At 70.7% G+C, this 21,961-nt stretch carries 16 protein-coding genes; 3 read left to right on the forward strand and 13 right to left on the reverse strand.

Annotated elements, in window-relative coordinates; genetic code table 11:
- From D7Y13_RS10625 to D7Y13_RS10635, 3 genes are all read right to left on the reverse strand, one after another.
- On the reverse strand, positions 1-1,091 hold a 1,091-nt coding region (locus D7Y13_RS10625), incomplete at its 3' end, for a lysophospholipid acyltransferase family protein (RefSeq protein ID WP_120538471.1).
- 377 nt (positions 1,092-1,468) lie between these two features.
- Entirely contained in the window at positions 1,469-2,254 is a 786-nt protein-coding gene (locus D7Y13_RS10630; protein ID WP_120583144.1) for an anti-sigma factor, read from the reverse strand.
- Complete coding sequence (locus D7Y13_RS10635; RefSeq protein ID WP_120533511.1) at positions 2,251-2,877, reverse strand: RNA polymerase sigma factor; 627 nt, start codon at positions 2,875-2,877, stop codon at positions 2,251-2,253. The genes D7Y13_RS10630 and D7Y13_RS10635 overlap by 4 nt, the downstream gene beginning before the upstream one ends.
- A 159-nt stretch (positions 2,878-3,036) precedes the next feature.
- On the opposite strand from D7Y13_RS10635, the gene D7Y13_RS10640 reads away from it, so the two are divergent.
- From D7Y13_RS10640 to D7Y13_RS10650, 3 genes are read left to right on the forward strand one after another with little or no spacing between them, the layout of a single operon-like run.
- A complete protein-coding gene (locus D7Y13_RS10640) occupies positions 3,037-4,260 on the forward strand; it encodes a hypothetical protein (RefSeq protein ID WP_244222339.1) in 1,224 nt (407 codons plus the stop codon).
- A complete protein-coding gene (locus D7Y13_RS10645) occupies positions 4,257-5,021 on the forward strand; it encodes a hypothetical protein (RefSeq protein ID WP_120533510.1) in 765 nt (254 codons plus the stop codon). Before D7Y13_RS10640 ends, D7Y13_RS10645 begins: the two co-directional genes overlap by 4 nt.
- A 41-nt stretch (positions 5,022-5,062) precedes the next feature.
- Complete coding sequence (locus D7Y13_RS10650; protein WP_120583145.1) at positions 5,063-6,211, forward strand: Ig domain-containing protein; 1,149 nt, start codon at positions 5,063-5,065, stop codon at positions 6,209-6,211.
- Between the two features lie 12 nt (positions 6,212-6,223).
- Here D7Y13_RS10650 and D7Y13_RS10655 read toward each other — a convergent pair whose 3' ends face one another.
- From D7Y13_RS10655 to D7Y13_RS10700, 10 genes are all read right to left on the reverse strand, one after another.
- A complete protein-coding gene (locus D7Y13_RS10655) occupies positions 6,224-6,727 on the reverse strand; it encodes a hypothetical protein (RefSeq protein WP_120533508.1) in 504 nt (167 codons plus the stop codon).
- Positions 6,728-6,765: 38 nt separating this feature from the next.
- Positions 6,766-9,846, reverse strand: a complete 3,081-nt coding sequence (locus tag D7Y13_RS10660) for a POTRA domain-containing protein (RefSeq protein WP_233595446.1) — start codon at positions 9,844-9,846, stop codon at positions 6,766-6,768.
- 14 nt (positions 9,847-9,860) lie between these two features.
- Positions 9,861-13,736: a translocation/assembly module TamB domain-containing protein gene (locus D7Y13_RS10665; protein WP_199732733.1), complete on the reverse strand. Its 3,876-nt coding sequence runs from the start codon at positions 13,734-13,736 to the stop codon at positions 9,861-9,863.
- A gap of 49 nt (positions 13,737-13,785) precedes the next feature.
- Positions 13,786-14,727, reverse strand: a complete 942-nt coding sequence (locus D7Y13_RS10670; RefSeq protein ID WP_120533506.1) for an ExeA family protein — start codon at positions 14,725-14,727, stop codon at positions 13,786-13,788.
- Positions 14,728-14,754: 27 nt separating this feature from the next.
- On the reverse strand, positions 14,755-17,886 hold the full coding sequence (gene sgmX, locus D7Y13_RS10675) for a type IV pili formation protein SgmX (RefSeq protein WP_120583147.1): 3,132 nt from the start codon (positions 17,884-17,886) through the stop codon (positions 14,755-14,757).
- A 192-nt stretch (positions 17,887-18,078) separates the two neighbouring features.
- Positions 18,079-19,464, reverse strand: a complete 1,386-nt coding sequence (gene accC / locus D7Y13_RS10680) for an acetyl-CoA carboxylase biotin carboxylase subunit (RefSeq protein WP_120533504.1) — start codon at positions 19,462-19,464, stop codon at positions 18,079-18,081.
- Between the two features lie 72 nt (positions 19,465-19,536).
- Positions 19,537-20,121, reverse strand: a complete 585-nt coding sequence (accB, locus tag D7Y13_RS10685) for an acetyl-CoA carboxylase biotin carboxyl carrier protein (protein ID WP_120533503.1) — start codon at positions 20,119-20,121, stop codon at positions 19,537-19,539.
- A 42-nt stretch (positions 20,122-20,163) separates the two neighbouring features.
- Positions 20,164-20,745 carry an elongation factor P gene (gene efp, locus D7Y13_RS10690; RefSeq protein WP_120533502.1) on the reverse strand — a complete coding sequence of 194 codons (582 nt, stop codon included), beginning with the start codon at positions 20,743-20,745 and terminating at the stop codon, positions 20,164-20,166.
- Positions 20,746-20,885: 140 nt separating this feature from the next.
- Positions 20,886-21,248 carry a roadblock/LC7 domain-containing protein gene (locus tag D7Y13_RS10695; protein ID WP_120533513.1) on the reverse strand — a complete coding sequence of 121 codons (363 nt, stop codon included), beginning with the start codon at positions 21,246-21,248 and terminating at the stop codon, positions 20,886-20,888.
- Positions 21,249-21,281: 33 nt separating this feature from the next.
- Positions 21,282-21,941 carry a hypothetical protein gene (locus D7Y13_RS10700; RefSeq protein WP_120533501.1) on the reverse strand — a complete coding sequence of 220 codons (660 nt, stop codon included), beginning with the start codon at positions 21,939-21,941 and terminating at the stop codon, positions 21,282-21,284.
- Positions 21,942-21,961: the final 20 nt, after the last annotated feature.

The following is a 21,961-nucleotide window of genomic DNA, read 5'->3' on the forward strand; positions in this document are numbered from 1 at the left end:
CCCCACAGCGCCGCCGCGCCGGTGAGCAGCCCCCACCACACCAGCGACACCACCAGCGCGGTGAGGAACTTCACCGTGGCCTGCACATCCAGCTCCGCGCTCTTCGCCGCCATCCGGGGCACCGGGTACGGCAGCCCGAACAGCACCAGCCCCGCCACGAACAACGGCAGCCCGAACACCAGCGTCAGCAGCGTCTTCACCACGAAGGGCGCCACGTTGCCCGCGCGGTACTGCACGGACAGCTCCTCCGGCCGCGTCACCTGCACCAGCGCCATCCGCTTGCGGAACGACGACAGGTGCAGCCGCAGGCGCTCGTAGCGCTCCGGCTCCTGCGTGCGGAACAGCCGCACCCCGCGCGCCCACAGCCGCAGCCGCTCCGCATCCAACGGGCCGCCCTGCCGGAAGGCGTAGAGCTGCTCCGCCACCTGCACCACCGGCAGGTCCTCCCACTGCTCCAGGTTCAGCGTCACCGCGCGCAGCCCTTCGGCCACCCGCTCCGTCAACGCGCGCACCGACTCCTGCTCCGTCGCGGCCTCCGCGTCCTTCGGCAGGAAGGCCGTCACGTCGATGGGCGCTCCCTGGTCGATGAGCACCTCGCTGCGAAAGACGTTCTTCTCCGCGTAGGTGAGCCCCACCGGGACGATGCGCACCGGGGCACCCTCGCGCGCGGCGTTGAGCGCGATTCTCGCCGCGCCCGTCTTCAGCTCCGCGAGCCCCGGCTCCGAGTGGCTCTTGCCCTCCGGGAAGATGGTGATGGCCCGCCCCTGCACGAGCGCGCCCTTCGCCGCGTCCAGGGTGCCCTCGTTGCGCCCCATCTGCGCCGGGTCATCCTGCTTGCGGTACACCGGCAGCGCGTCCAGCCCCTTGAGCAGCCACCCGATGACGGGCAGCTTGAACAGCGGCGCCTTGGCCAGGAACGTCACCTTGCGCCGCGTGAGGATGAACACCAGCGCCGGGTCGATGAGCCCGTTCGGATGGTTGCCCACGAAGAGCACCGGCCCGGAAGGCTCCTCGGCCGGGGCATTCACCTTCACCCGGTAGAAGAGTCGCAGGGCCAGCGACACCACCGCCCTTACACACGCGTAGAACACGGAGCGGACTGTATACCGGCGACCCACCCGGGGCCTCCTCCCGCTCCAGACACTGTCACCCGCCCGGGGCGCGAAAGCCCCCTCGGCTTGGTCAGGCCCCCGGATTCCGCCGCTTCAGAAGAAGCCGGCGGCGTCGCGATCCACGAAATCCGGCTCGCGACACCTGACTCCAGGACGCGTCCTGGATGCCGCGTCACCTTCACGAACTCCATCGCCGGGGCATGGCGTGCGCGGCCCGAGGACCTCCTCGACGCGTCATGCGGTTCCGCCGGCACCAAGGAAGTGGACCGCCGCGCCGCGTCCGTCGTTTCGGACCCCACAAAGCTCGGCAGTCCCCGCCCCTCCCCCGTGGTCGCACGGGGGAGGGGTTGTTCGTTTCAGGGAGCTGCGGGCGTGAGCGTCACCAGGGTGTCCGCGACCGTCCGGCCCTGCGCGTCCGTGAAGTTCGCGCGCACCAGCACGGGGCCCGTGAGCCACCCGCCCTGGACCGGCGTGCTGAACGGCAGGGTGACATCCACGCCGGCCGCGACGTCGGAGGCCGAACCTTCCCGCGGGAAGAAGTGCAGCGCCTCCCCCGTCACGGACGTGCCGTCCAGCGACAGGCGCGCGCGCTCCGGCGCGGTGTAGCTGAACTGCACCGCGTGGCCCTCCGCGCACGCCAGCGTCCCGCCAGGCCGCGCCTCCGCCACCACCGCCCCCGCGGGCGCGATGCAGAAGGCCCGCACGCCCCAGGCCCCCACGCCCGGAGCCGCCGAGCGCGCCTGCCACTCCGGCGCCGTCTCCTCCGGGCGCTGGAGCGAAGGCACCACGACCATCAGCGCCACCATGGCCGCCGCCGCGCCCAGCGACAGGGGCACGAGAAACGGGGACGTGAACCACCGGCGCGCGGGCTCCGCCACCACCGTGCGCGGGGCGGGGCTGGCCGCCTTCCCCATCCGCACCCACAGCGCCTGCTCCAGGAGCGCGCTCCGGGACCGGGGCAGCGCGCGCTGCTCCAGCGCGGACTCCACGCGGGACAACCGGTCGTAGGTGTCCTGGCATGAAGGGCAGGCCGCCAGGTGCGCGCGCAGTTGTTCGAAGCCGGCCGTGTCCAGCCCCTCGGAGCCCTTCTCGAAGAGGGCGGCCATCGCCTGCTTCGCCCGACGGTCGTCACAGCCGCTCATCGTGCACCCCGCCTGAAGAAGCTCCAGCCCTGCGTCTCCAGGTCCTCCAGGTACCCCTTCGACTGGAGGAACCCGAGCAGCCTGGACTTCAACCCGAACTCCCGCCGCCGCACCTGGATGCGCGTGAGGCCCAGCGCCGTGGCCGCGTCTTCCTGGGCCACGCCCTCGCCGAAGCGCAGCTCGAACAGCCGGTGTTCCTCACGCGACAGTCCATCCTTGAACACCGCGAGCAGCCCCTCCACCTCGCGGTCCTCCAGCACCTCCGCCAGCCCGCCATCCTCGCCCGACGCCTCGGTGAGGCCCTCGAAGGGCACGTCCCGGCCCACCAGCTCCCGCTCGCGCGACTGTTCCAGGAGGACGTTGCGCGCGATGCCCATCAGGAAGTGGGCATAGGGGCGCGTGCCGTTGTAGGCCGCGCGCGTGCGCGGCTCGAAGGCGCGAGCGAAGGTCTCCAGCAGGGTGTTCTCCAGCTCCATCGCGTTCCTCAAGCGGGTGAAGGCCCCCCGCCATGCGGCCGCCTTGAGCAGGCGGGCGAGCGGCTCCGCGTGCGCGCGATACACGTCCGCCAGGACCTCTGGAGAGCCCTCACGAAAACGGCGCAGCGTGTCGTCATCCCACTCCATCCCTCAAGGGCTTACCGCGACCGTCGCGGTCCCGTCATCCGCATGTTGTCGCGAGCGGGCCCGAGTGGATTGTCGGACGTTTTCCGTGGCATCCTTTCCTGCGGCGCACCGCGCCATCTCCCCATGCGATTGCCCTCCCACAGGACCCTGGCCCTGGGTGTGCTCCTCCTGGTGGGAACCGCCGCGAGCGCCGCGCCCGAACAGGTCCACTACGCGCTCATCGTCGCCAGCAACACGGGCACGGAGAAGTCCCAGGCCCCGCTGCGCTACGCCGACGACGACGGCGCCCGGTACTACGAGCTGTTCGCGCCCCGCTCGCGCGAGGTCGTCCTGCTCAGCGTGCTGGACGCCGACACGCAGGCGCTGCACCCGGGGCTCGCCGCGAAGACGCGGCCCCCCACGCACGCCTCGCTGGAGGATGCGCTCACGCGGCTGAACGGCCGCATGGCCCAGGACCGGGCCAAAGGACAGGTGCCGGTGCTGTCCTTCGTCTTCGTGGGCCACGGCAAGCGCGGCGCCGCGGGAGAGGGCACGGTGAGCCTGCTGGACGGGCCCCTGACGCGCACGGAGCTGTTCTCGCGCGTGCTCGCGCCCAGCAAGGCGTCCTTCATCCAGCTCATCGTGGACGCGTGTGATTCGTACTTCTTCGTGCACTCGCGCGGCTCGCTGCCGGTGGGCCCCGCGTACGCGGACGCGGTGAAGGGCCTGCTGGGCGGCCGCGAACTGGAGCGCTTCCCGCAGGTGGGCGTGGTGCTGTCCACGTCGTCGGAGCAGGAGAGCCATGAATGGAGCGCCATCCGCTCCGGCATCTTCAGCCACATGGTGCGCTCGGCGCTGTCGGGCGCGGGCGACGTCAACGGTGACGGACGGGTGGACTACGCGGAGCTGCGGGCCTTCGTGGCCGCCGCCAGCCAGGGCCTGGACGATGTGCGCGGACAGCCGCGCGTGTTCATCCAGCCGCCCGCGCTGGACCGCGCGTTCGCGCTGACGGACCTGGGGACCGCCGCGTCGCTGGGCTACCTGCTCGTGCCCACGGGCCTGGAGGGCCGGCTGTGGGTGGAGGACGCGCGAGGCATCCGCGTGGTGGAGCTGCACAAGGAGCGCGAGCGTCCGCTGGTGGTGTCGCTGCCCGTGGGGCGGGGCTACTACCTGCAGGGCATGGGCCGCGAAGCCACGTTCAGCGTCACGCGCCCGGCGGAGGTGGTGGACGCGGGGGGCCTGGCCTGGACCGACGCCAGCGTGGCGGCCCGGGGCGCCGTGGAGGATGCCTTCCGGGACAAGCTCTTCTCCGTGCCCTTCGGACAGCGCTTCTACCGGGGCTACATGGCCAGCTTCGGCATCACGCCGCCGTCCGACGAAGCCGACGCATCGCTGGTGCCATGAGCGCGTCCGCCGCCTCCCTCCTGCTCTGGCTCGCGCAGGGCGCTGTCGCCTGCGACGCGGACACGCGCGTGGTGCTGATGCCCTTCGAGCGAGTGGCGCTGCCTTCCGCCGACGCCCGCGCGCTGGAGGACGCCACGCGTCGCGCGGTGTCCGCCCTGCCGGATGCGTGTGTGGAGTCGCGCGAGGACACCGTGGCGCGGCTGCGCGGTTCCGGCGCGTCGCTGTCGTCGTGTGGCAACACGGAGTGCCGGAGCGCGCAGGCCGTGTCGCTGGGCGCACGCAGGCTCGTGCGCGGCGTCGCGCTGGGCGTGGGTGGCAAGCGCAGCGTGGCGCTCACGGTGACGGATGCGCACGGCACGGAGACGCGCGCGCAATTCGAGGCGCCGGCCCTGACGCCGGGCGAGGCGGACACGCGGGCCCGGCAAGCGGTGCAGGAGGCCTGGGCGCCCTTGAGCACGACGACCACCGCGCGACAGGCGCCTTCACCCAAGGGTTCGCGCCTGCTGCCCAAGGTGATGATGGGCGCGGGTGGCGTGGCGCTCGCGGTGGGCGTGGGCTTTGGAATCGCGGCGCGGAGCACGGAGTCCCGGGTGTCGAAGGACGGGGGCGAGTGCGTCGCGGCCGGCGAGGACTTCTCGAACTGCTTCGCCTCACGGCTGAATGCGGGCCGGCGTCAGGCGCGCACGTCGAACGTGCTGATGGGCGTGGGCGCGCTGCTCGGACTCGGGGGCGCGGTGTCGTTCATCTGGGAGTGGCCATGAGGACGCATCGCCGTGCATCGAACGTGGTGCCAGGACCGAGCATGACGCCCGCCAGGAGGAGGCTCCAGGCAGCGCTGATCAGCGCCTTCCTCCTCACGGTGCAATCCTGCACGTTCGCGCCCGACCTCTCACGGTTCGCCGCGTGTGATGCAACGGGTGGCTGTCCGACGGGCACCTACTGCCTCACCGATGTGAACCGGTGCCTGCCGGCCTGTGGCGAAGGCCGTCAGTGCGCCCCACCCATCTCCGGGGAGGACGAGGACGCGGGGACGGAGCAGGATGGCGGGACGACGCCGGATTCGGGCGAGGCGGACGCGGGCGCCGTCGATGCCGGCACCGTCGATGCGGGCACACAACCGGATGGAGGCACGACGCCGGACGCGGGCACCGCCGCGCTCTCGCTGGAGTCCAACCTCCTGCAGGGCGGCACCGAAACCGTCTACTACGCGGAGCAGCTCCAGGCCCGGGGCGGAACCCCTCCGTACACGTTCAACGCCATTGCTCAGCTCCCGGCGGGCTTCTCGCTCGGGACCGGGGGCCTGCTCACCGGCACGCCTTCGCGCGCGGGAGATGTCTTCTTCCCGGTGGAAGTCACCGACGCGAGCACCCCGGTGAAGCGCGCCAGCGGCAGCCTGCGGCTGAGCGTCCGGCCCGTGCTGCGCCTCGCGGGGCCCGCGCCGCTCGCGGACGCGCCCAGGAAGAATCCCTACACCGAGACCGTCTCCGCCACCGGAGGCAAGGCACCGTACCGCTTCGCCCTCGTCCCGGAGCAGTCGCTGCCGGCGGGGCTGACGCTGGCGGCGAACGGCGGCTTCGAGGGCACCACGGAACAAGAGGGGTTGCAGACCTTCACGGTGGTGGTGACGGACAGCGACACGCCGCCCCAGAGCGCCAGCCGCACGCTCTCCATCGCGCTCTCGGACGTCACGGCGTTCGTCAAGCTGCTCTCTCGCGGCGTGCCCGACGGTCGCGTCGGCTCCGACTACGCCTACGTCTTCCAGACGATCAGCGGTACCAACTCGTTCACGTGGAGCATCAAGGACGGGGCGCTGCCTCCGGGCATCCTCCTGGACTCGAAGAAGGGCATCCTCTCCGGCAAGCCCACGGCCGCGGGCGACTTCACCTTCATGCTCAACGTCCAGGACCTGCTGAGCAGCACCCAGCAGGGCTACACGCTGCACGTGGACTGAAGCCCACGGGCCTCACGGGTAGCGGTCCACCACCTGGATGATGCCGGTGTTGTCCTGCACCACGGAGAAGCCCTTCATGGGGCTGGGGTACGCGATGAGCCCTTCGCCATCCCGGTCCCAGCGCGAGTCCAGCAGCACGCCGCAGAAGGGCACCGACGTGGCCCCGCTCTCCGGCGTGAAGATGCGGTCATACCGGCCGAACACGCGGTGCTTCGTCACGAAGAGCCGCCCACCGATGCGCGCCTCCGGCAGCCGCTTCTCCCCTTCCCCCTGCGGCAGCGCGATGACGAAGCTGTAGTTGTACCGGGCCGGGCCCGGGTGGTCCTGGATGCTGTCCACGATGACCGGGATGCGATCTCCAATCTTCAGCCCCAGCCGCTCCATCTGGAGCTGCGCCCCGCGAGGACAGGCGCCCTCCGGCGGCATCCACTTGGGACGCGGCGGCTTCGCGGAGGCATCCGGCCCGTGCTGACACGCGAGCGCGAGCAGCCCCAGCAGGGCCCACCCTCCAGCCATCCCACGGCGCGGATGTTCGGGTCGCAAGGGGCCTCCGGTCAGAACGTACCGATGCTGAAGTGGAACTGCGTGGGGGCTTCGTTGAGCTCTTCGTCGCGGTCCAGGTTGAAGCCCACGTCGAAGGCCAGCGGGCCCACGGGCGTCACGTAGCGCAGGCCCACGCCCGCCGCGTAGCGCAGCACCTTCGCGTCGAAGAGGGTGCGGTCCTGCCACAGGTTGCCCACCTCGAAGAACAGGCCCAGGTCCACCGCCGCCACCGCGGGCACGCGCAATTCCGCCTTGCCCAGCGTGTAGAGCTCACCGCCCTGGCTCGCGGGCACCTGGCCGGAGAGCACCGCCTTCAGGTCATCCGGGCAGCCTGCGGGCGTGATCACCGCGCGGCACGCGGCCAGCCGCTGGTGGAGCACCTCGCGCACGTCCTGCGGCAGCACGCCGTCTTCGCGGAAGCCGCGCAAGCTGGACGAACCGCCCAGGTAGAACAGCTTGGAGCCGATGTTCTGCGAGCCCTGCGTCAGCGGCACGATGGTGCCCGCCCGCGCGCTCACCGCCACGCTCGCGCGGCGCCCCAGCGGCGCGTACGCGCTGACGCTGCCCGACAGCTTCACGCCGTCGATGGGGAACTCCGGCACGCGGTTGCCCGCCACGTCCGTGGGGTGCACGCTGATGCCGCGCATGAACTCCGCGCTGGTGCTGAGCACCATGCCGCGCCGGGGGTTGGCCGGATCATCCCGGAAGTCCAACGTCGCCGACGGCCGGAGCGAGTGCAGCGCGAAGTCACCGTACGGGTAGCGCAGCCGCTCCTGGTCCGCGCGGTTCACCAGCTCCAGCACGCCCGCGCGCGAGCGCAGCCGGTTGTTCTCCAGTTCGTACTGGAGCGACACGTTCACCCACGACGCCAGCGCCCAGTCCGCGCCCACCACCGCCGCGAACCGGGTGGACAGGTAGGACGGCCGGTGCACGCGCTCGCCAATCAGGTCCAACCGGGCGCCAATCTCCTGCGGCGCCACGAAGGACAGCCGGGGCTGCGACAGCGCCAGGTTGCCGCGTCCGCCCAGGCCGCTGAAGCCATCCAGGTCGGTCTCGCACGCCTCGCCGGACAGCTCGCCGGTGCTGCACCCGGTGGGCAGGCGCGAGGACGACAGCGCCTCCGCGCTCGCGCCCGCGTAGTTCACCTTGCCGCGCGCCAGCAGGTTCAGGCCCCGGCCATCCAGGTTGCGCCACGCCGTGTCCAGCGTGATGCGCGGACCGTCCACGAGGAAGTAGCCGCCGGACACCTCGCCGTCGATGCGCGGGCGCTCCTGCACCGTCACCAGCACGTCCTTGGAGGCCTCACGCCGGTTGGGGTCCGCCAGCGAAATCTCCGCCTGACGGAACAGCCCCAACCGCGACAAGCGCCGCTGCGCATCCGCCAGCGCCTCCACCGACAGGGGGGACCCGGGCTTCAAATCCAGCTGCGCCAGCACCACGTCCGGATCCGAGCGCTTCAGCCCCTGGAGCAGCACCTGCCCCACGTGCACGCGGGGCCCGGCATCCACGCGGAACGCCACCTGCGCGGACGTGCCCTCCCCGTCCACCGACACCGCGTTGCTCACGCGCGCGAAGAGGTAGCCCTCGCGGCCCATCCCCCGCTCCAGCGCGGCCTGCGCCTGCTCCACCCGCTCGAAGCTCAGCGGCATGTCCTTGGGCAGCAGCAGCGTCACCCACGACGGGTTCACCTCCGGGGGCAGGCCCTCGAAGACGGTGTCGCGCAAGAGCGCCCGGGGCCCCTCCTCCACGTCGAAGTCCGCCTCCGCCGTGTGGTGCACCGTGTCCACCGTGAGGCCGCGAAAGGTCACCAGCGCGGAGGCGAAGCCCTGCTCGCGGTAGGCCGTCGTCATCGCGTCCACGGCCTCCAGCCACAGGTCCTCCACGTACACCGTGGACGGGTCCGGCGGAGACACCACGCTCGTCCCGTGGCGGCGCCCACGCCCCTCGGTCTCCAGCGGGTCCTCGCGCATGGGCAGCTCCAGCTCCGGCCACGTCTCCGCCACCGCCACGTGGTTGGTGAGCTGCGCGCGCAGCGCCTCCGACGACACGGCCACGTTGCCGTGGAAGCGCACCTCCGTCACCCGCAGGGGAGGCCCCTCCTCCACCTGGAAGCCCAGCACCGCCGCGTCGCCGTCCGGGCGGATCATCTCCAGCGCCCGCACGCGCGCGTCATGGAAGCCACGCCGCCGGTAGAACGCCTCCAGCCGCCGCCCGAGCCGCGCCGCCACGGACTCGTCCAGCGCCTCCTCGCCGTCGTAGTCCACCACCCGCGCCAGCAGCGTGGCCGGGAAGTGGCGGTTGCCCGTGAAGCGCAGGTGGAAGGCCGGCCCCGCCGCCAGCGGCACCGCCACGGACGCCTCGCTGTCCTCCACGACGATGATGGGAGGCCCCACCCACGCGCGCCAGTGACGGCCCTCGCGCAGGAGCACCCGCAGCCGCTCCAGGCCCAGGTCCAACCGGGCCCGGTCGAAGACCTCACCGGGCGTCATCCCCAGCGCCTCCACGAGGCGCGGCAGGGGCAGCGCGGGGCTGCCGGAGAACGTCACCTGCCGCACGCGGGTGGGCTTGCCCTCCTCCACCACCAGCGTCACCGCCACGCCGCCCGCGGGCACCGGCTGCTCCTCCACCTGGACGGAGACGGCGTCATAGCCCTTGCGCTGGTAGGCCTCGCGCACGGAGGCCGCCGCCGTGTCCAGCTCCTCCGGATCCAACGGGCCCCCCTCCAGCAAGCCGCTCGCCTCCAGCAGCTCCGCGGTGGTGAGCACGTCATTGCCCCGCACCGTCACCTGGGCCAGCTGCGGCAGCGGCGTGAGCTGGAAGACGAGCCGCACCCCGCCGGGCACATCCTCCGTGGTGGCCACCACGTCCGCGAAGCGCCCCGTGGCGAACAACTGCTCCACGGACTTGCGCACCGCGCCCGGCGTCAGCGCCTGTCCCTTGCGCAGGGTGACGAGCGCCGAAAGGCCCTCGGAGGCCACGCCTTCGGGCAGGTGCAGCTCCACCGCCATCACGTTGGGGACGGCGTCGTCGCTGTCGCCCGAGCCAGTGGGGGACGCGGCGAAGGCGGGCTGCGCGCACACGAGGAGCAGCACCGCGGTCAGCGCGGCTACTCGACCTCCCAGCCCAGCTTCAGCTCGAGCCCGAGGTTTCCGAACGACGCCTGGCTGTTCTCGTTGTCCCACTGGGCCTGTGCGGAAAGACGGTCGTCGAAGCGATACTCAGCGCGTGCCCGGGTACCACGCCCACTCACCGGTTGGGTCATCCCGATTTTAAGCTGCTCGGAGAGGAACTTCGACTCCAGTTGTGCGGTGGGCTCCGCCTGCCGGGTGGCGTCGTTGTAGGTGGTGGCGATCTGCAGGGACAAATCCCTGAGAACGGGGTTGCTGGGCAGGAAGCGGCGCACCTGCCGGTCCAGGCCGGAGACGTTGAACAGCGCCTCCGCCGCTAGACCGTAGCTCGCCGACGCCGCCGTGTCCTTGTCCGCGCTCGTCACACCCAGCGTCAACAGCGACAGGATGTCGCCTTCGGTCAGCACCGGCTCCGACGACAGCACGATGAGGGGGTTGGCCGGCCGGCCGAACGCGTGCAGCTTCACCACGAACTCGCGCACCTGCGTCTGCGCCTGCACCTCGAACACCGGGTCGATGCCGGACGCGTCGCGGAACTCCAGCTGCCCCTGGTCGATGGTGAAGAGGTTGTTGCGGAAGAACGCCTGGCTGCCTTCCGCCGCCTCCACCCGCCCCAGCAGGCCCGGCCGCACGTCCGTGCCGGTGAGCCGCACGTCGCCCAGCAGCCGCGCCTTCGCCAGGTTGTTGTCCACGCGCACGTCGCCGAAGTGCACGTTGACGTCCCAGGTGAAGAAGGCGTCCCGGGCGCGCTCGCCGCCGCCACCCATCGCGAGCGACGGCTTCTTCTGCATCGTCTTGAGCAGCGATTCGATGTCCAGCGGCTTCTGGTAGCGCAGCTTGACGATGTCCAGCCCACCCGTGACGGTGGGCCCGGTGGGCGGACCCACCACCTGAAGCAGGCCGGACACGGTGAGCGGCAGGTCCTCCGTCATCCGGTACGGCACCGCGTCCAGTTGCAGCGTCAGCGCCAGTCGCTTGGGCACGAAGCGCTCCAGCCGGATGTCGCCTCGCGCGGACACCTGCCCCTCGTTGACCTGCGCCTGCAGGTGCTCCAGCAGCACGCGCTGGCCCGTCATCTCCAGGCGTCCGGACATGGCGCGCACGGTGAGCGGCAGGTCGCGCATGGACATCCGCACGTCGGACAGCTCCGCGGTGCCCACCACCGACGGCGCGTCCAGCGGGCCGGTGGCCTCCGCGTCCACGCGCAGCTGGCCGCCCACGCGCTCCATGCCCGGCAGGAGCGGCTCCAGCAGCCGCACGTCCATGCGCCCCTCGCGCAGGCTCATGTTCATCCGGGTCCGGCTCATCCACCCGCCCAGCGTCACGTCCACCGACGCGCCGCTGAAGCGGAAGGGCTGCACGTCCAGCCGGCCTCCGGCGTAGGCCAGCACGATGGGCGCCTGGTTGCGGCCGCGCAGGTCGCCCCGGGCCAGCGTCAGCTCCCGCAGCGTGGCCGCCACCTGGTACGCGTCCGGCTGCAACAGCGGGCCCTGCAGCGTCACCCGCCCCGCGAGCGTCCCGGTGACGCCCGCGAGCGCCGGCACCTGGGGCAGCAGCGGACGGATTTCGGGCAGCAGCAGGTCCAGCGTGGACTCGAAGAGGTAGGGCTCCTTCACCGTCATGGACAGTGAGCCCTGCGCGTCGCGGAACGGATGGCCGGTGATGCGCAGCGCCTTGCCGTCCTGGTGCAGCGTCAGGTCCATGGCGCCCAGGTCGCGCGACGCGAAGGTGATGCGCGGGCCCTTCAGCGTGGCCCGGATGTCCGGCTTGTCCGCCGTGCCCGCCACGGTGCCCGCGAGCGCCAGCGTGCCCTGGATGCCCATTTCCTCCGCGGTCTCCGGGCCCACGGCCTCCGACAGCGACAGGTTCTCTCCGCCGAAGCGGTAGTCCAGTCCGCCCGCGAAGGCGAAGGTGCCCTCCACCCAGGTGCGCCCCAGCCGGCCGTCCAGCACGGTGCGCTCCAGCACCATCTCCTTGCCATCCACGAAGCGCAGCCGCGCGGCGCCCGCGCCCAGCCGCCGCCCCAGGTACGTGGTGTCCTTCAGGTCGAAGGCCACCAGCCCCTCCAATTTCTCCAGCGGGCTGTCTATTTCCACGCGCCCGGAGGCCGCGCCGCCGAACTGTCCCTGGATCACGGCGATGGACGGACTCAGGCCCGCCACCAGATCCACCAGGTCCTCGGTGCGCCCCTGCGGCACGTTCAGGTCCAGGCGCAGGTGCAACAGCCGCGCGAACGTGAGCGCGCCCTTGCCGAAGTACTGCGTGCGCCCCTTCTGGCCGGTGAGCGAGGGGAACGACAGGACGCCCCTGGAGTACGACAGCTTCCCCTGCGTCACGCCCAGGTTGAAGCCCCAGAAGACGAAGTCGCGCAGCGACAGCGACGCGTCCACCTTCACGTCGGCGAGCGGCCCCACGACGGAGTAGTTCACCGACCCGCGTCCGGCCCACGGCAGCTCCGCGATGTGGCCGAAGTCCGACAGCTCCACCTCGCCGTTGCCCTGGATGTCCAGCCCCCGCGCGGTGTCGAAGTACAGCGTCACCTCGCCGTGCACGCGGGACTTGCCCGACTCCACCGTGAGCCGGGAGAAGGACACGCGGTCGCTCTGCAGCTTCACGGTCGTCTGCGCGCGGCCCTTGTCGAAGGTGAGCAGCGTCTTGCCGGCGCGCGCCGGCGCATCGAACGCGCGCGTGGCCAGCGTGAAGTGGCCGGTTCTCAGGTCCAACGGCCCGGACAGCGAGGGCCGGGGCAGCAGCGTGCCGGTGAGGTGCGCGTTCGCGGACGCGGGGAAGTCCACCCAGGACCCGGCCACGCCCGCGCGCTCCAGGATGCGCCCGAACGACGCCTCCTCCGTCTGGAGCGTCAGCTCCACCGGCAGCTCCGGCGTGAGCTTGAGCGCGCCGGACAGCTTCACCTTGCCCCCACCCAGCGGGGCCTCCAGCGACTCCACGCGCACGCGGTCCCCCGCGTACGACAGGCGCGCGGTGAGGCTCAGCGGGCCGTACTGCTCATAGGCCAGGTTGCTCGCGGACACGTCCGCGCCCACCGCCAGCGCGGAGGGCTTCCCGGACAGCGACAGGCGCGTCCACAAATGCCCGGTGGCGGGCCGAGGCAGGAGCTTCGCCTGAGACAGCGTGCGCAGCGGCAGGAACACCTGCGCGTCCAGCGCGAGCGTGGGATGGCACAGCGTCTCCACCCGGCCGGACACCGTGGCGGTGATGTCGTCGAGCGTCACCTCCGCGCGCTCCACGTCGAGCAGCCCCTCGTCCGGATCCAACGCGCCGGTGAAGGCCAGCTGCCCCAGCGCCAGCTCGCCGCCGCCCGCGCCCAGGCGCACCACGCCCCGCCGGGCGCCGACCTCCAGCTCCATCACGCCCCAGCGCTCCACCCACCCCACGTCCAGGTTCTCCACCTCCACGCTGCGGCCCTCGGGCAGCGCCAGCCGCACCTCCGCGCCGGTGATGCTCATGCGCCCCACGCCCACGCGCTCCAGCGGCGTGAGCGGGCACGTGCCGTCCGAAGCGGGCTTGTCGGGGGAAGGCTTGGACAGGTCCAACACCACGCGCGGATGGCGCACGCTCACGCGGCCCAGCACGAAGCGGCGGGACAGGGGCGACAGGAAGCCCAGCCCCACCTCCGCCTCGTCCGCGGCGAACAGCGGCGTGTCCGAACCGGGCGCGAACACCGACACGCCGCGCAGCACCACGCGCGAGCCCAGCGGATCCAACTCACACCGGCCAATGCCGACGTCCAGGCCCAGCAAGCCCGGCAGGTTCCTGCGCGCCACCGTGCAGGCGGCGTCCCAGGTGAACGGCTGGCGCAACAGCAGGATGCTCCCCGACACCGCGAGGAGCATCAACAGCAGCGCCTTGCGCGCACCGTTGCGGCTGGGGGGAGACAAGCCCCTAGAGCTTACCGAGTCCCTCGAGGTAGCGGTCGATCTCCGCCAGATCGATTTTCGTGTTCGCCGTCCGGGGCAGCGACGAGGCGGGCGCGCTCGCCCGCTCGCTCTCCTGGGAGGCAGCCGAGCCACCCTTCAGGCCCAGGTTCGTCCCGATGCGGTGCACCAGCTCCGCGTCGATGGATTCCTGCCGCGCGAGGAACGCCTCGAAGAGGGCGTTGTCGCACAGGGTGTTGATGACGCGCGGCGTGCCACCGGAGTGCTCGTGCACGGCCAGCAGCGCCTCTGGCGTGAAGGGCATCCGCGGGCACCCGGCCAGCCGCAGCCGGTGCTTCACGTAGGCCTCGGTGGACTCCGCCGTGAAGGGCTCCAGCTTGTAGCGGAGCGCCACGCGCTGGGCGAGCGGCGGGTCCAGCTTCAGGTTCTTCTCAATCTCCGGCAGGCCGAAGAAGACGAAGGAGATGAGCTTGCGCTCGGGGACCTCCAGGTTCAGCAGCCCCCGGAACTCCTCCATGATCTCCCGCGTCTCCAGCATCTGCGCCTCGTCGATGAGGACGACGGCCTTCTTGCCGGACTCATAGATTTGCAGCAGGCGCTGGTAGAGCTGCGACAGCAGCGCCAGCTTCTCCTGGGCCGGATTCTCCACGCCCAACTGGAGCGCGATGCGGCGCAGCAGCCACTGGGCGGTGATGCCCGAGTGGATGATGACCAGCAGCGCGGCCTCGTATTCGGACTCGGGCAACGAGTCGAGCATGCGCCGGGCGAGCGTCGTCTTGCCCGCGCCGATGTCGCCCACGAGGATGGACAGGCCCTTCATGTAACCCACGGCGTGCATCAGCCGGGTGAGGGCCTGCGAGTGCTGCGCGGAGTTGTAATAGAAGCGGCTCACCGGAGCGTTGGAGAACGGCTCCTGGGTGAGTTCGAAGAAATCGAGGTAGGTCGTCATGGGCTCGCCGGGCCTCGCGGGGACGCGCTACACGTACCCTACTTTACGAGCCTTCGGCGCGCCCGCGGCAGGCACCGGCGTCGGAGTGGCGGCGGGCGCCTTGCTTCCGGCTCGGGGCAGCGGGTCATCCTCGGGCGCGGTCACGGCCGACAGGCGCGTCACCTGCGACCCCACGTCGCGGTACTTCGCGTCCATGGCGGCCACGCGCTGGAAGTGGAAGAGCGCCTTGCCCGGCTCGTTGAGCGCGTCGTAGGCGCTCGCCAGCTCGAAGCCCAGGGCCTTGGCGACCTCCCCCACCGCGAGCACGTTGCCCAGGCCTTCCTTGAACACCTGGACGGACTCGTCCGGGCGGCCGCGCAGCGTGTGGAGCATGCCAATCATCGTCAGGCAGTCCAGCTCGCGCTTCGTGCCCGCGCTGCCCTGGCGCGCCACCTCGAACTCGTGGACGGCGTCGTCCAGCAGGCCCATTTCCTTGTAGGCGATGCCCAGGTCGTAGTGCGTGTCCACGTCCTCGGGCTTCACCACCTTCGCCAGGCCCTTCTTGAACTCGGCGAAGACCTCGTCCACCGAGTACTGGAAGTCCTCGTCCGCCGGGGGCACCGCCGCCAGGGACTCGCCGCCCAGGTCGTCCAGCTCGCCGGCCAGCTGCGCCGCCAGGTCGAACGCGTCGCCGCCGGACTCCTCGCCGAGCGACGCCTCCGTCACCGGCTGCACGGACGGCACCGACAGGGGCTCCGCCGGAGCGTCGTCCTCGGGGGCCGCGCCACCACCGGCCTCCGCCTCCTCCAGCCGCGCCATCAGCTCCCCGGCGCGCACGTGGCCCGGGAAGGCGATGGCGATGGTCTCCAAAATCTCCCGCGCCTCTTCGAGCAGCCCCTGGTCCAGGAAGAACGACGCCTCGTCGCACTCCTCGGCGGCGGGCTCCTCCTCCGGCTCCGCTTCGGGCTCGGGCTCCGGCGTATCCGCCAGCGCCTCGGGTTCGGCCTCCGGCTCAGGCTCGTCGTAGCCCGTCGTGTCCAGCGGCGCGAGCACGAGGTGCGCGGCGGTGGGCTCGTCGTCGTCGTCGCCCAGCTGCGAGCCCGCGTCGTAGGAGTCCGGAGCGGCGTACTCCTCCAGGCCGCCGTCCTCCAGCGAGGACGCATCCAGCGGCGCCAGCCCCACGCGCGTGGGCGCGTCGTCGTCCTCGCCCAGCGACATGCCGGGGTCGGAGAACGCCGCGTCCTCGTCGTCCAGGGTCGCGACCTGCAGCGTGTCCGGCGCGGCCTCGTTGAGCAGCGCGCGCGACGGGGACAGCACGCGCGTGGGCGGCGGCTCCTCCTCGTCGCCCAGCGACATGCCGCCCGCGTCGTCCGCGAGCACCATGGGCTCGTCGCCGCCAGAGGGGTCGTCGAACGAATCCGCCGCGTACGACAGCGCGTCGTCCGGGCCCACCAGCGGCTCGTCCTCGAAGCTGGACTGGGAGTCCCCCAGGCCCGGCTCATCCGCCAGCACCAGCGCGTCGTCGTCCGAGCCGACGACCAGGTCGTCCTGCGGGGGCAGGTCGTAGATGGCGTTTTCGGAGGAGCTGATGGGCTCCCCCATCACCGCCTCCTCGCCGCTCAACGTGGTCTCTGCGACCTCGTCGTCGACGATCTCATCCGAGTCCGTCCCGTGGCTCAGCGCCGCCAGCGCCAGCTCGTCGCCCTCGGGCTGCGCGAGCGCGTCGTCCGGCGGCTCCGCGACGAGGATCTCATCGTCGTTGGAGTCCACCAGGATGGCGTCCTCCTCCAGCGACTCCACGCCCGGCGCGGCCACCGGCGCCACCACCCCACCCTCCGCGCGCAGCACGGACAGGAAGGCCGGCACCTCCGGGTGCGCCGGGTTCTCCTGGAGGATGCTCGCCAGGTACGGCTGCGCGCGCTGCACGTCCGCGCGGCGCGTGCACAGGCGCAGCACGTTGAGCAGCTGCTCCGACGCCTGCGCGCCGTTATTGGCCGCCACGTAGATGTGGTACGCCTTTTCGTGCGCGTCCAGGTTCTCCGGATCCACCGCGAACACCTTGCGGAGGTGCTCGAGCGCTTTGTCGTGGAGCCCGTACTTCACGTAGACGTCGGTCTCCGTCAGCAGCTTCGCCAGCTGCTCGCGGCTCATCCCCGCGGGAGGCGGCGCCACGGCAGCCGGGGGCGGCGCGGCGGGTGCGGGACGCGAAGGCTGCGCGGCGGCCGGGGCGTTCCACTGGGGCGCGTCATCCTCCTGCGCTGAAACGGGCGCGGGCTCCGGCTCCGGATCGTCCACGGGCCCGCGGCGCGCGAGCAGGTCCGGATCCTGCGGATCCAACAGCTCGATCTGCGTCCACACGCCCTCGGACTCGGCGGTGCGACCGCGCTCCTGGTGGATCTTCGCCAGCTCCTTGTAGACGGACACCGTCTTGGAGACCTGGCCCAGCCCCTGGAACGCCTGCGCCAGGAGCGTCAGCGTCTCCACGTCGCGGCCGTCCGCCTTGAAGCACACCTGGAGCTTGGCGAGCGCGCGCTTCTGGTCGCCGCGCTGCAGGTACGAAGCAGCCAGCTCCTTCGCCAGCGGCAGGTTGTCCGGCTCCAGCGCGGAGAGCCGCTCCGCGACGCGAAGCCAGTCGTCCGCGCGGCTGTTGCGCTTGAGGTACTCCGCGGCGCGCTTGAACTCCTGCGCCGCTTCCTTCGTCATGCTCTCGCGCGCGTACAGCTCCGCGAGCTTGATCTTCGACGCCACGTTCTCCGGGTCGAGATCCACCATCTTCTTGAGGGTGTCGAGGCTCGCCTTGGTGTCGCCGGCCTTGTCGTAGTGGTTGGCGACGATCTGGAAGTACGCCATCGCCTCCGACATCAACCCCAGCTGCTGGTGCAGCTCCGCCAGCTTGAGGTTCACCTCCAGCAGGTTCGGGTTGAGCTTGAGGACCTGCTTGTAGAGGGCGACGGCCTTGAGGAAGAAGCCGTCCGAGGAGTAGCTCTCCGCGACCTTGGTGAAGAAGTGCGCCGCCTGCGCGTTGTCATTCTTCTTCTGGTACAGCTCCCCCATCTTCTGGAGGACCCGGATGTCCTTCGGGTCGACCTCCAGGACCTTCTGGTACTCCTTGATGGCCTTGTCGTACGCGCCCTTCGCGACCAGCTTCGCGGCGGCTTCGATGATCTTGTTCTTGTCCATCGAGCGAGCGCTTCCGACAGGCAGAAACCCCGAGGAACTTCGCGGGTTTCAGTCCTTCTCTGGGGGGGAGGTTCGGAGGCTAACGGAATCCTCCGACGCGGGTCAAGAAACAGCCTGCCATCCCCCCGGGGCGGATCACCCGCCCGGACGGTCGTCCGCCCGGCGGGCTGCCCGGTGCGGACCCTGCGTGCGCTACGGCGTCTCTTCCACGGCCTTGCGCAGCCGCCGGGACCCGGTCTCGCTGGCCAGCAGGCGCTCCACGAAGCGCGTGTCGTAGTTGCCCTCCTGGAAGGCCTCCTCCGCCAGCGCGGCCCGGTGGAACGGGATGTTGGTGCGGATGCCCTCCACCACGTACTCGGAGAGTGCCCGCTGCATGCGGCGGATGGCCGTCTCGCGGTCCTCCGCGTGGACGATGAGCTTGGACAACAGGCTGTCGTAGTGCGGCAGCACCGTGTAGTTCTCGTACGCCGCCGAGTCCACCCGCACGCCGTAGCCGCCCGGCACGCTGTAGCCGGTGATCTTCCCCGGCCAGGGCGCGAAGGTGACGGGGTCCTCCGCGTTCACCCGGCACTCGATGGCGTGCCCGCGGATCTGGATGTCCTCCTGCTTGAAGCGCAGGGGCTCGCCGTAGGCCATGCGGATCTGCTCGCGCACCAGGTCCACGCCCATGACCAGCTCCGTCACGGGGTGCTCCACCTGGATGCGGGTGTTCATCTCCATGAAGTAGAACTGCCCGTGCTCGTCGAGCAGGTACTCGATGGTGCCCACGTTGTTGTAGCGCAGCTTCTTCATCGCGTTGACGGACACCTCGCCCATCTTCTGGCGAAGCTCCGGCGTGAGCGCGGGCGACGGGCACTCCTCGATGAGCTTCTGGTGCCGGCGCTGCACCGAACACTCGCGCTCGTTGAGGTGGATGATGTTGCCGTGCTCATCCGCGACGATCTGGATTTCAATGTGGCGCGGCTTCTCCACGTACCGCTCGATGTAGAGGTCGCCGTTGGAGAAGCTGGCCAGGGCCTCCGCCTGCGCGGTGGAGAACGCCTGCGCGAGCACACCCGGCTCGCGGACGATCTTCATGCCCTTGCCGCCACCACCCGCCGCCGCCTTGAGGATGACCGGGAAGCCGATCTCCTTGGCGAACGCCTCCGCCTCGCGAGGGTCCTTCACCACGCCGGGGCTGCCGGGGAGCAGCGGCATGCCGGCCTCCCGGGCCGCGCGGCGCGCACTCACCTTGTTGCCCATCAGCCGGAGCATCTCCGGACGCGGACCGATGAAGCGGATCTTGCAGTTCTCGCAGACCTCCGCGAATTCGGCGTTCTCCGACAGGAAGCCGTAGCCCGGGTGGATGGCGTCCGCGCGGGTGATCTCCGCCGCGGAGAGCAGCTGCGGCACGTTGAGGTAGCTCTCCTTGGACGGAGGCGGCCCGATGCAGACCGCTTCGTCCGCGAAGCGCACGTGCAATGCGTTGGCGTCGGCGGTGGAGTGCACCGCCACGGTGGCGATGCCCAGCTCACGGCATGCGCGGATGACCCGCAGGGCAATTTCCCCGCGGTTGGCGACCAGTACCTTCTTGAACACGTCCGTGCTCCTTGAGAGGGCCTGGGGCGCATCCGGCCCCAGTTCGGGCCGGACGCACCTTCAACAACGGGCTCAGGCCGGCTCGATGCGGAACAGCGCCTGGCCGAACTCCACCGGGCGACCGTTCTCCACGAGGACCTCGGCGATCCTGCCGGAGACCTCGGATTCGATTTCGTTCATCAACTTCATCGCTTCGACAATGCAGAGCACCTGCCCCTTGCGCACCACCGACCCGGCGTCCACGAACGCGGGCTGGTCCGGCGCGGGGGTCCGGTAGAACGTCCCCACGAAGGGGCTGGTCACCAGGTGGCCCGGCTTCTCCGCCGGCTTCTCCGGGGCCACCGCCGCGGGGGACGCGGACGCTGCGGGCGCGGACGCACGGGGCGCGGGCGCGGCGTACTCCACCGGCGGCGCCACCGTCACGCCGGGACCCGAGGATCCGGTGTGGTGCACGATGGTCGTCTCCGGCGCGTGACCGCGGCGGATGTAGAGCTTCTCCGGACCCCGCGTCCACACCAGCCGGGTGACGTCCGAGGCCTCCAGGATCTCCACGATCTGCCGCAGGGCCTCCACGTCCAGGGACGTGGTGCCCGCGTCACGCCCGGACGCCGCGCTCGCGGGCGTGGCCGGCCGGGTTGCCTTGCGCTTCGTTGCCATTCCAGACCCCTCCGGGTGTCGACAGGTGAAGACGGACGGTGACTAGCCCGCCGTGGACACGCGGGTGAGGTACTTGCCACCTTCGCGCGTGTCGATCTTCAGCACGTCGCCCTCGTTGATGAACAGGGGAACGTTGACCGTGAAGCCGGTCTCCATCGTGGCGGGCTTCATCGCGCCGGACACGGTGTCGCCGCGCACGCCCGGATCGCACTTGGTGACCTTCAGGTCCACCGAGTTCGGCAGGCCCACGGAGATGGCCTTCCCGTTGTAGTAGAGCACCTCGACCGGGGTGTTCTCCTTCAGGAAGTTCTTCGTGTCCCCGAGCACCTTCGCCGTGATGAAGGTCTGCTCGAAGGTCTTCTTCTCCATGAAGTAGTACTCGTCGCCCGTGGAGTAGAGGAACTCCATGTCCTTCTGCTCGATGTCGGGCAGACCCACCTTGTCACCGGACTTCATGGTGGGCTCCAGCATGCGGCCGGAGATGAGGCTGCGGATCTTGGTCCGCACGAACGCGGAGCCCTTGCCCGGCTTCACGTGCTGGAAGTACTCGATCACGAACGGCTCGCCGTCGATCTCGATCTTCAAACCATTGCGGAACTCGGACGTATCGACAAAACCGGCCATGGGGACCGACTCCTTCGGACAGACAAAAACGATGAAAAGTCCGGGGTGTCTAGCCCATGCCCTGAGTCCTGCAAAGGGGAAAGCAGCGGCACGGTGCGTCGCCGGGCAGGCAGGACGGCCCCTGCCCGGACGACTGTCCGCTACAGCTCCGCCTTCACATTCGGCGCCGTCACGCGCAGGACGTAACGGCCCTTGCCGAAGTTCCCGTCCGCGCGCAGCGCCAGCACCAGGAAGTAGTCCGGCGTCAGCAGGCGCATCACGGTGAGGACCTTCTCGCTGTTGACGCTCACTTCCGTGACCGTGCCCGTCTTGAGGGACTCGGCCGCGTTCTTCAGCTGCGTCAGCAGGTTGGCGTACTCCACCCAGGTGCCCGTGACGTCCAGCTCCGCGGCCTCGTCCTTCTGGAACGTGTCCACGGAGATGCCGTCGAAGCCCATCACGCTGCACGCGAGGGCTCCGTCCACCTGGTTCACCACCGATTCAAGGTGCGTGCGAAAGGACATGGTCATCCCAGGCGGGCGGCGAGCGCCCGCGGGTCAGATGCAGGTGGGGTAGTTGCCGTCCTGACCACCGGAGGAACCACACGGGGCCACCGGCTCCGCGACCGTTCCCGGAGCGCAGGCGGGAATGCCCTGGTCCTGGTTGAAGGCCCGGAAGGTGTAGACGTAATCGTTCGACTCGAACGAGCCGCTGCCCGCCGCGTAGCGGCCCGTCAGCTTGATGGTGACGGTCACCTGCACCGGTTCGCCCCCGGGGGAGACCGCGTCCAGCAGGGCCTCCGCGGACTCCTGGGTCAGCAGGCTGAGCACCAGCCGGTTCTGCTCCGAGCCGGGGTTGAGGGACGCCGTGTAGTTGATCGTCTGGTCGGGGATCCGGACGTTCGGCGTCGTCTCATACGACAGCTCCACCGTCTCCACGATGGCCGTGCCCTGCCCACCCGTGGTGGGCTCCGGATCCAACGGGGCGCCGTTCACCTCCAGCGGGGTGTTGGTGTAGCTGGAGTTGACGAACAGCCCCAGCACATAGCTTTGACCGTAGGCCAGGTTGAGCGACCCGGCCGCACGGGAGGCCGAGTCATCATCGAGCGAGCACTCCGCGCTCGGGACCTGGCTGGAGAGGATTTGAATGACCGGCGGGCTTTCGGAGCACCCGCACAGGCCCAGCGCCAGGGACGCCGCGACAAACAAGGGCTTCATTGGAATGAGTCTCCCAATCA

The organism is Corallococcus praedator, from assembly GCF_003612125.1.
Taxonomy (GTDB): domain Bacteria; phylum Myxococcota; class Myxococcia; order Myxococcales; family Myxococcaceae; genus Corallococcus; species Corallococcus praedator.